Genomic DNA, 716 nt, shown 5'->3' with positions numbered 1-716 from the left:
GGTCATTCCATTCGCTGGTCCCCGGGTGGCGGCAGTGCAGACGGCCTTGCTTCCTCCTACGGACGCCGTCGCTACGCCAGCATCGCTCGGCAGTCCGCCTTCGGCAGAACTGATCGACGACCGCGATTCCATCTCGCCGACCGACCGGGTCGTGCTGATCGTCGAAGACGATCCGACCTTTGGAGGGTTGCTGCTTGGTCTCGCACGCTCGGCCGGCCTGAAAGGCGTCTTGTCGAACGCGGGTTCCGGCACTCTTGCGTTGGCCCGTAAGCTGGTTCCCGACGCAATTACTCTTGATCTCGGGCTTTCTGACATTGACGGCTGGGTGCTTTTCGATCTGTTGCGTCATGACCAGAAGACGAAGGGGATTCCCGTCCACGTCATCTCAGGTGCGGAAGATATCGAAAGTCTTGCCCGCAAGGGGGCGTCCAGTATTTCCACCAAGCCCGTGTCCTCTGATGAACTGCTGAAGGTGTTCCAGGACATCCATTCCAAGAAACTTCGTATCCAGCGCCGTGTGCTGGTCGCCGACCCCGATCCGGAGCGCCGGCTATCGTTGGTCGAAGCGATCCGCGACGGCGTGACCTCGGTCACTGCGGTCGGTCGTTTCGCGGCAAATGCGGACGACATTAGTGTGGCCGCGTATGATGCTGTCGTGCTTGGCTTTGGACGCTCTACCAAGGACAATGCACAAGCGCTAGACGAGGTCACTGGCC

1 protein-coding gene is annotated in these 716 nt (G+C 60.5%); it reads left to right on the top strand.

The window, feature by feature from the left end:
* Nucleotides 1–34: 34 nt before the first annotated feature.
* On the top strand, nucleotides 35–716 hold a 682-nt coding region (locus ACXJ7R_RS35330; RefSeq protein WP_457155829.1), incomplete at its 3' end, for a response regulator.

The organism is Mesorhizobium sp. P5_C1 (assembly GCF_054049815.1).
Note: the sequence above shows the minus strand (reverse complement) of the source record. Positions and strands in the feature narration are given on the sequence as shown.